Annotated in this window: 9 protein-coding genes; 4 read left to right on the top strand and 5 right to left on the bottom strand. The window is 61.3% G+C overall.

What is annotated here, in order from left to right:
• Nucleotides 1–254 precede the first annotated feature (254 nt).
• Entirely contained in the window at nt 255–521 is a 267-nt protein-coding gene (locus EN914_RS13715) for a helix-turn-helix domain-containing protein (protein ID WP_024503118.1), read from the top strand.
• A 44-nt stretch (nt 522–565) separates the two neighbouring features.
• Here EN914_RS13715 and EN914_RS13710 read toward each other — a convergent pair whose 3' ends face one another.
• Both EN914_RS13710 and EN914_RS13705 read right to left on the bottom strand, forming a co-directional pair.
• Nucleotides 566–826, bottom strand: a complete 261-nt coding sequence (locus EN914_RS13710; protein WP_245265324.1) for a DUF3768 domain-containing protein — start codon at nt 824–826, stop codon at nt 566–568.
• 179 nt (nt 827–1,005) lie between these two features.
• On the bottom strand, nt 1,006–1,620 hold the full coding sequence (locus EN914_RS13705) for a hypothetical protein (RefSeq protein WP_127389123.1): 615 nt from the start codon (nt 1,618–1,620) through the stop codon (nt 1,006–1,008).
• Between the two features lie 578 nt (nt 1,621–2,198).
• Here EN914_RS13705 and EN914_RS13700 point away from each other — a divergent pair.
• The 3 genes from EN914_RS13700 to EN914_RS13690 all read left to right on the top strand — a co-directional run bounded on the left by EN914_RS13700 (nt 2,199) and on the right by EN914_RS13690 (nt 5,569).
• A complete protein-coding gene (locus EN914_RS13700; protein WP_024503121.1) occupies nt 2,199–3,899 on the top strand; it encodes a DUF262 domain-containing protein in 1,701 nt (566 codons plus the stop codon).
• A 512-nt stretch (nt 3,900–4,411) separates the two neighbouring features.
• On the top strand, nt 4,412–4,852 hold the full coding sequence (locus tag EN914_RS13695) for a hypothetical protein (protein WP_013533589.1): 441 nt from the start codon (nt 4,412–4,414) through the stop codon (nt 4,850–4,852).
• Between the two features lie 378 nt (nt 4,853–5,230).
• The gene (locus EN914_RS13690; protein WP_013533590.1) at nt 5,231–5,569 is read left to right on the top strand and encodes a hypothetical protein; all 339 of its coding nucleotides are present in this window, start codon (nt 5,231–5,233) and stop codon (nt 5,567–5,569) included.
• Between the two features lie 26 nt (nt 5,570–5,595).
• Here the strand turns inward: EN914_RS13690 and EN914_RS13685 are convergent, their stop codons facing one another.
• The 3 genes from EN914_RS13685 to EN914_RS13675 all read right to left on the bottom strand — a co-directional run.
• The gene (locus EN914_RS13685) at nt 5,596–6,495 is read right to left on the bottom strand and encodes an alpha/beta hydrolase (RefSeq protein ID WP_024503123.1); all 900 of its coding nucleotides are present in this window, start codon (nt 6,493–6,495) and stop codon (nt 5,596–5,598) included.
• A gap of 23 nt (nt 6,496–6,518) precedes the next feature.
• Complete coding sequence (gene fhuB / locus EN914_RS13680) at nt 6,519–8,570, bottom strand: Fe(3+)-hydroxamate ABC transporter permease FhuB (RefSeq protein ID WP_024503124.1); 2,052 nt, start codon at nt 8,568–8,570, stop codon at nt 6,519–6,521.
• Nucleotides 8,563–9,094: ABC transporter substrate-binding protein (locus tag EN914_RS13675; protein WP_164778736.1), on the bottom strand; the 532-nt coding region annotated here is incomplete at its 5' end. The genes fhuB and EN914_RS13675, both read right to left, overlap by 8 nt.

Below are 9,094 nucleotides of genomic sequence, written 5' to 3'. Positions count from 1 at the left end.
GAACAGCAAACCCACGAGAACGCCAACCGAGCCAGCGCCCGCCAGATCATGATTGGCCGCAATGCTTCCGCCCGTCGCCACTGCGCAGGACTGCAGCATCGAAATCATGCCAAGCAGAATTCCGATAATTCCAACTGCGATTTTCATTTCACTCCCCCAAGCAAGCACATGAATGGTGCAATCCCCCGAAATTGGAAATAGGGGACTATTGGTCCGTCGATTGTCAAGCCGTTTGTATTGCCTTCTTGCCCACGATGAACGTGCGCAAGATCATTGGTTGGAATCTCCGTAAGCTGCGTGTCGAACGCGGGCTGTCGCAAGAGCGGCTGGCGCTGGCGGCTGAGATCGATCGTTCGTATGTCGGTCGCGTCGAACGCGGTTCTGAAAACGTAACGACCGATACGCTGGAAGCTCTGGCGAAGGCACTTGCCGTTCCGGCTGCGGCTCTTCTGACCGAACCTCCGACGGGGGCTCGTGAGCCGTCGCCGCTTTCGTCGGGAAGAAAGCCGAAGGTGGGTTAGACGAGCGAGGAACTGCGCCCCAGTGCCCTGTGCAGGGGAGAACATCAGTACTCCTCCGGCAGCATGACGGTCATCACCCGGATCGTGACTGCGGGGTCCGAGGCGTCAGGCGATAGGTTCGCCAGAGCGCGGTCATAGTAGTCTAGCTTGAAGAATAGCTGCCGATCGCCGACGTACAACAGAGCGCAGTCGTGGGTGTCATAGGGGTCGTTGTTCTCGTCGAACGCGTCGAAGTTGGCGATGGCCAGCAGAATAGCGCCGATCTCTTGCGCAGGCAGCGCGGCGACACCGGCGGTCATCACCATGCGCCCACCAGCGCCGGTCTGGCGCAGTTGGTCGTTTAGAGTCCGAATACGCGCGGTTCGATCAGCCGCCGTTAGCCGACCGACGCGCTCTGTTGAGCATGTCATGGGTGGTTCCTTCGAATGGATGTGTGACTGAAGGGGTGGCGGGCCGGATCGAACCCGGCCCGTTTGTAGGCCGCTTATTTCTTCGCCAGCTGGCGGGGGTGGATCAGGCCGAGCTGGTAGTAGCTGCGGTCGACCTGCGGGGCTTCCGGGTAATCGCGGAACTTGAGCGTGAAAATACCCTTGGCTTTCGCCTTCATGATGCGAGCTTCGAAATATCCCTCGTCGGGTCCTTCCGATGCCAGCACCATATCGCCGACGGCCAGCTTCGCCCAAAGGTCGCTATCGTTACCGCCAGCGGCACCGCCGCCACCATCGCCCCCGCCACGGGCCGCCACTGCCTCAGGCGAGCCCGCTGAAGCGTTTTCGGGGCTGTCGGCGGCTTTGTCGCCGCCCGGCCCGCCGTCGCGCTCGTCAGCGACGCCCGCAAGCGCCGCGATACGGCTGTAAACCTCCGATTTGACGAACGGCACGAAAGCCTTGCCGCTGTCGAAAAGCTTGCCAGCCGGAAGGCGCATGACGATCTCGGGTGCTTCGCCGGGCTCAACGCGGTGCGAGTGCATCCCCATCAGCCTCGCTGCGCTTTCCGCCGCCTCGACCTCGGGTAGCAGGAACACCGAGGCGTGGGGCTTGCGTGTCTCATCGCGGCCAAACACGATCAACGATCGGGTGGTTTCGGAGGCGACATTCATTGTCTTGCCTCCAGATATGACAAAGGGCCCAGAGGGCCCCTTAAGGTGTGATTTGAGCGGTGCCGACATGGTGTGTCGGGTCGATCTGTCAAAGGCATGTCAAAGCTCCTGTTAGTGTCTGGCCCAGCCCCGTCGGTCGACGCAGCTTGCAGCAAACAGTATAACAGGAATATTTTCCTATTGTCAAGAATCAATGCAAAATCAATTATTTAGGTTGGCCAGCGTGTCTCAACGAGACATTGTTCCCCAGGATGTTCTTGGCCCAGAAAGAGCAACACAATGTCGGCGCTTACCGCTTCGGCGGGCGAAGTCTCGGTGTCGATGCTTGCCCAAGCGGTAGACGAGTACATATGGGAGAATGTCAGCTGTCAGCTTCTGGCGTTGCCTTGGATGCCGCTGGCAGTTACAGGTGATACGGCCTTTTCGATTCTACTTTGCCACCCGTGTCTTTGACACCTTCGCGGACCACATCGCGGAATGGGCGGAGGGCAGTTCCTTCGTTCGGCGCAAGGTCGCGCTGCTTTCTTTCTTTGGCGTAGACAACCTCGGCAAATGCCGGGCGTTGGGGGGGGGCAAGTATGGAATACATACCGGTTCGCGTGAGCGACCTTATCCGACAATTGAATCGTGATCTGTACCTTCCTGCAATCCAACGGGAATTTGTATGGAGACCTGAGCGGATCGAACGCTTGTTTGATTCTATGATGTCAGACTTCCCGATTGGTTCATTTTTATACTGGAAACTGGAGCAAAAGAACAAGGACGAGTGGCCGGTCTACGAGTTTATCCGGGACTTCGACGACGAAGACCCGCACAATCCGGCGGCCAATATGTCAGGAATCACGAGGGATGTTACGCTGGTACTTGATGGCCAGCAACGAATAACCTCACTCTTCATCGGACTTCGTGGTTCATATAGATACTTCCACTATCGGTGGCGCAAGTTGAAGTTATACTTAAATCTGCTTAAAGCCCCGACGCCCAATGAGGAGAACCCGGAAGAGCTCACCTATAGCTTCGCCTTCCGCGAGAACGAAGAGCCGAAAGGGGACAAACCCCAGATCTGGTATCCGGTTGGTCGAATCTTGGATTTCGAAGACGCTGAAGACGCTAAGGCGGATATGAAAGCCCGCCTTGCCGCTGTTGGCGAGGAGCAGCGCGACAACGCCCAAAGGCTGATCGGACGCCTGCATAACCGCGTCCATACAACTCTCATAGGAAACTACTATGAGGAGAGGTCTCAAGATTATGACAAGGTTTTGCAGGTGTTCGTCCGCGCAAATTCCGGCGGTCAGCCCCTTGAATATTCCGACCTTCTCCTCGCAACTGCTACGGCCAAATGGGATTCGCTTGATGCTCGAAGTGAAATTCACGACTTTACGGATTCTCTTAATGACATTGGAACTGGATACAACTTCGGGAAAGACTTTGTTCTTAAGGCAAGCCTCTACCTAACGGACGGCCTGCCAATTCAGTACAAAGTGAAGAACTTCACGAGGCAGAACCTTCGTCTGATCGAAGCCAATTGGGACAACATCAAGCAGGCGCTTTCCACAACGGTCAGGCTGATTTCTCGGTTCGGCTTCAACAGCAAGAATGTGGTGGCTCCTTTGGCTCTGCTTCCTATCGCGCTTTATATTATGAAGCTCGGCAACTGGTCATTTGATACGTCGTCAAGTGTTAAGGACGCCGAAGCACAAGTGACAATTCGCAAATGGTTCGTGTTTACGACGTTGAAGAATGCGTTTGGCTCTTCGACGGATACGACGCTGAGCCGCTTGCGAGAGTTGCTGAAGGATTGCAACGCGACGACGCCTTTTCCGGCTATTTCGCTCTACAACTCGCTGGGCATCGAACCAAGATTGAGTGAAACGGAAATCGCCCGCATTTTGGAGTACGGCTATCAAGGGAGATACACAAATCTCGCCCTTTCCCTATTGTATCCCGATCGCGATTGGAAGGATGCCGTCTTTCACGAAGACCATGTCTTCCCCAAAACCGAGTTTCAGTCGAGTAAGTTGAAGAGTAGAGGGTATGACGAGTCGAAGGTTCAACTCTACCTGAGCAAATTCAACACGCTTGTGAACCTCCAGCTTCTGACAGAATCGGAAAACCTCTCCAAGAACGCCACCCCGTTTGACGAGTGGCTCGAGACTCGGGAGCCGCCATTCCGAGCGCGGCATCTGATACCGGACCTTTCGGTATATGGATTTGATGCCTTCGGGGAGTTTCAGAAGAACCGAGCCGAGCTGATCGCGGCGGCATTGAACAGAGAGTAATGACGGCCCCACCTATGCTCAACCTGCGACTTCAAAACCACGCCTCATTCCGGAATTCGAGCGAAACGTATTTTTCGCCCGGTGGCTGAGCCAAGATACGGAAGCGTTTGAGGTCGAAGTCCGGCAACGAACGCAGAAAGGTCAGGAGGAAGGCGGACAGGACGCATAAGAAATTGCCGGAGCCAGCGAAGCAGGACCCGCAAAATGTAGACGAAAGTAGCCAGAACAAAGTTGTTGGCAATGACCTCGATTCGACTTTACACCACATCGGTGTTACACAGGCTGTGAAATAGGGCCGCCCCGGCGATTGATTTTGTTAGTTTATTTCTGCGTTCTGCCCTTTCCGCCTCTGGCACCATCCCCTCCTGGTCCGTTCTGGGCACCCCCGTCGCGTCGCCGCCTGCATCGCCAAGTGGAATCACTTTGCGCACATTAGCCCGCCGGCGGATTTAATTTGCTTGGCCACCCCTCAACCCTAGGGCAAACTGCCCGTTGGGGCTGCAGGAGGTGAAATGAGAGCACGCGCAGCAACGCTTGGGGATCTGGAGGATGTCTTTCGCGGTCTGTCCAAGCGGATGTCGGACGAATACGTCGCTGCCGGCAAGGACAGCAAGATCGCCTACGACAACCTTATGATGAATTTGAAGGAGGGCCGCGCGCACGCGCTTGTCGAGGGCGACAAGGCCGTGGCGATCATCGCCTGGCATGAGAACAGCGACGCCGCCGACACGCTGTTCGCCGCACGGGAGGACTTCTTCCGGGCCACGACCGTCCGTTTCTGCAAGCGGCATATCAGGCATATCCAGGCGCTCGCCGGCAACCTCGCCATCCATTCGCGCAGTTGGCTCCAGGGGCCGGATGTCGCAAGATGGTTCGGCGTCATCGGCTATGTCGAGCGCGGCCGGGAGAACGGCGCCACTTTGTTCGAGCTGCCGCCGGCTCGCATCGGCTAGGAAACCCTGGGCTGGTCAAGATCCCTTGCCGCAAACACCGCCACCCTCTCGCGATCGCCCGCACAGGTTCGTCGATGCGGGTCACCGTCTTCGGCTCCAGGATCCCTTGCTCGGCGGCCTTCTGAACTGCCTTAGCAAGCGGCTTGCGCCGGGCGCCGATTGGCGGGATGTTATGGGAGGGCAACCGGGGGGCAAACCGGCACGCCGAGACAGATATGGCTGCTGGAAATGTCACGAGCTTGCTTCGCCTTTCTTGCCTTTGTTGCCTTGGTGAGGCCGGTAGGGGCAGGCGAGTGGACGTCTCATCTGCTTGACCGCCCAAGCCTGGCAACCGCCTATTTTCGCCAAGCCGATCTTGTGACTGCATACGCGACCGCAATGGCGCGCTTCCGTCTGCAGCTCGCAGGGCGTGCCGGCGAAAACAACCTTGCGGTCCCTCTCGAACCACTGCTTTTGCGGGCGGAATTCCGTGCGCGGACATGGCGCTCGGCGGACGGCAGCCTGTTGCAAGGCTTCGCCGGCAAGGGCGGCTTCCGGCTGACTATCGGCAACTGCCTGGCGCGCATCTGCGCTGCCAGCGAATGCAGCGATGCCGGTTGGCCGGTTTACGCCTGCAGCGACGGAGGCAAGCGCAAGATGTCCGTCACGGATTTTGTGACGGCAAACTTCGGCGGCGTCTCCTACCGCCGATTGAGCGCCTCCCCTTCACAGGAATGACAGCGCCGACCCTCTTGCTGCGGCGTTCAGCAAAGGGCGGCGTCCCTCCTCACCGCAAACGCCGCCTGCACCGCGCGATTGACGGTGACCGGCAGGATCGACATGTGGTTCTCGCCGGCATGCAGTTCGAAACTGGCGCGCACGCCCGGGAGAGCGTCAAGACGCTGCGCCATTGCCCGCGCGAATGCGTCGGTGCGTGTCACCTTTTTCTGCTTCAGGCGCTTTTCCTCGTCCTCGGCGCCAATCTGGAACTGCGCCAGCTTCTCGGTCTCGTACTCGCCGGCCGACAGGATCATGGTCGCCGCCAAACCATCGGGAATGGCGGCCTCGAAGGCTTCGAGAAAGCGGTCGATGACACGGTCTTCCCAGTAGATGGCGGGGCTCGCCGCGATCCAGGTCTGAAAGGAAGAAGGCCGCGCGAACAGGGCGTAGAGCGCAAACAGGCCACCGAAAGAATGGCCGTAAAGCGCATGGCGGCTGGCATCGACCGTGACCCGGCTGGCGACCCACGGCTTCAGCTCATCCTCGATGAAAGCAAGGAATTTCCCTGCCCCACCGGTCCGGACTTCGGACGTGCCCTCGTAGAAGGGCGGGTAGGTCTTGCCTGGCGGCGGGCCGAGATCCCATGAGCGGCGCAGCGGATCATAGGCGCCGTCGACGGGATATCCGATGGCGACGATGACGCCCCAGCCGACATTGGTGCCCGTGGGATAGAAGGCCTGCGCGCGCATGGCGTCGACCGCCGTGCCGATGACGGCGTTGCCGTCGGTCATGTAGAGGACCGGCCAGCCGGCCTCGGGCACCGGCCCGGACGGCACATGCAGGAATATCCGCCAGGGGGCGCCGCCCTGCGCCGGAACGAGATCGTGGACCGTCGTGTTGGCGATCAGGGCTGGCGTCGCGTTGGACATGGATATCTTGGACATGGATATCTCCAGGGGCAAAACGGTCAGCGGCGGCGCAGCAGCCACATCAGCACCGGGCCGCCGATCAACGTGGCGACGAGACCGGCCGGGATCTGGCGCGGGAAGATGGCGATCCGGCCCACCCAGTCGGCGGCGACCATGATCAGCGCGCCGGCGAGCACCGCGCCAATGGCCTGCGGCAGCGCACGGGAAAGGCCAAGGCGACGAGCAAGATGCGGCGCCATAAGGCCGATGAAGGTCAGCGGACCGACGATCAGCGTCGAAGCCGCGGTGAGTGCCGCGACGGCCAGCAGCACGAGAAGCCGCGCCCTCTTCAGGTTGATGCCAAGGCCCTGAACGGCGGCGGAGCCGAGCGGCAGGATGTCGAGCCAGCGCATGAAGAAAGGCGCGAGCGCGAAGAGGCAGACCGCGATACCACCGGTCAGCAGGGCGTCACCGACATCGACGCCATAGGTCGAACCGGTCAGCCAGTTGAGCAGCAGCATGGCGCGAGGATCGCCGGTCGCGGTGAGCACCAGGATCAGCGCGTCGAACAAGGCCGTCAGAGCAATGCCGGCAAGCAGCAGCCGCTCCGGCGCATAGGCGGCACGACGGCCGATCGCCAGCGTCACCAGCAAAGCGGCGAAGGCGCCGATCGTTGCCGCCGCCGTCTGAACCGGGCGCCCGGCATCGACGAGCGCAAACAGCGCCACCATCATGCCAAGGGCGGCACCGGCACTGATGCCCAGCACTTCGGGGCTGGCCATCGGATTGCCGGTCAGCCGCTGCATCATCAGCCCGGCAAGCGCCAGCATCGCCCCGGCACTCAGCGCGGCAAGCACGCGAGGCCACCGCCACGACAGCAAAGGCTGCAGCTCGTCGCCGAAGGCGAAGGTCCAGCCATGCGGACCCGGTCCATAGAGCAGGGCCAGCCCGAGCAGCAGAAGCAGAGCCAGGCCGAGTGCCATCAGAACAAGGCCGGGCCGGCTTGCGCGCGGCAGGCGCACGGCCATCAAGGTCGGGGCTTCCGAGCCAAACGCAAGGCGCGGCAACAGCCAGAGCAGCAGCGGCGCACCGAGAAGTGCTGTGATCGCTCCGGTCGGCAGCAGGTCGCCTTGCGGCCCGGTGGCGATCTGCACGCCTTGATCGGCGGCCCACAGCAACACGCCGCCGATCAGCGGTGCCATCACCAGTTGTTGGCCCAGCCGCCGGGCACCGCCGATGCGCGCGAGCGTCGCCGCGGCCAGGCCGACGAAGCCGATGACGCCGACAGCGGCAACGACAAAGGCGATCAGCGCGACGGCGGCCGCCAGTCCGGCGAAGCGATAGGCGCCGAGCGGCACGCCAAGGCTGCGCGCGCCTTCATCGTCGAGGCCAAGCAGGGTCAGGGGCCGCACCATGAAGAAGATCGCAAGCGCAGCAGTGCCGATGCGTGGCAAAAGCCACAGCGTCGTCGACCAATCCTGCTGGCCGAGCGAACCGGCGCCCCAGATGAACAGGCTGGCCAGCCATTCGTGCCGCAGCACGATGAGAGCGGCACCGATGGCGCCGGCATAGAGGCTGACCACAAGCCCCGCCAGCACCACCGAAAGCGGCGACAGGCCCTTGTGCCAGGACAGAGCGATGACGGCGGCAAGGGCCATAAATGCGCCGGCCAGCGCCACCCATTCGCGGCCGAAGGCAAGCAGGGACGGTGACAGAAGCGTCGCCAGTGCCAGTGCCAGATAGGCACCGGCCGAGACGCCGACGGTTTCAGGCGAGGCGAGCGGGTTGCGCAGAACCTGCTGCAGGACAGTTCCGGCAAGCCCGAGCGCCGCACCGCACAAAAGGCTGATCGCAAGCCGGGGCAGGAAGGCATAGTGGACGAGCACCTGCCGCATGTCAGCGATGTCGGGAGCGGCGAGCGATTGGAGCCAGAGCGCCGATGGCAGTTGCACGGTGAGGTTCGAGACGGTTGCCGCTGCCGCAGCCGCGAGCAGCACCGCGCAAAGCAGGATCGCGCCTACCGGCTGAGTACCAGGAGAACTCCTTGGCAAGGCGCGGCCTGACGCCGCAAGCTTTCCTTCTTGAGTAACGGCAGCGGCATCCTCAGCCATGGGCGGCCTCCGCGGTCATCGCCGATGCCAGGACCCGGGCAAAACGGCTCGCGGATGGAAGCGCGCCAAACATCAGGACGGCAGGAAGGCGCATGATCGAGCGGTTGCGCACGAAGGGCATGGCATTCCAGACCGGACTTTCGGTCAGCGTGCCGCCGGCGCCCTCAGGCAAGGGTTCGAGATAGGCGAGGCGCGCATCGCTGGATGTCGCCAGCCCGTCGATGCCGACGGTCGAAAACCCCCAATAGTTGGTCTCGGCCGTCCACGCGTTGCTGAGCCCGATGCGGTCGAACACCTCCTGAAACAGGCTCTTTGCGCCGTAGACGCGCACATTGCGCGGGTCCAGGAAGCTGACGACATAGATCGGCCGTGCCGAAAGCGGCGCCAGCTGCTGGCGAACCTCCAAAAGATACGCGTCTGTCGCCGCGATCAGCGCCTCGCCTTCGCTTTCCTTGCCGACAAGCCCGGCGAGCTGGCGCGTCGCCTCGAGCGCGCGCCGATAGGGCTGCCCGGCCTCGGTATAG

This window comes from Mesorhizobium sp. M7A.F.Ca.CA.001.08.2.1 (assembly GCF_003998455.1).
GTDB lineage: Bacteria > Pseudomonadota > Alphaproteobacteria > Rhizobiales > Rhizobiaceae > Mesorhizobium > Mesorhizobium ciceri.
The sequence above is the reverse complement of the archived record's forward strand: the minus strand, read 5'-3'. Positions and strand labels throughout refer to the sequence as shown.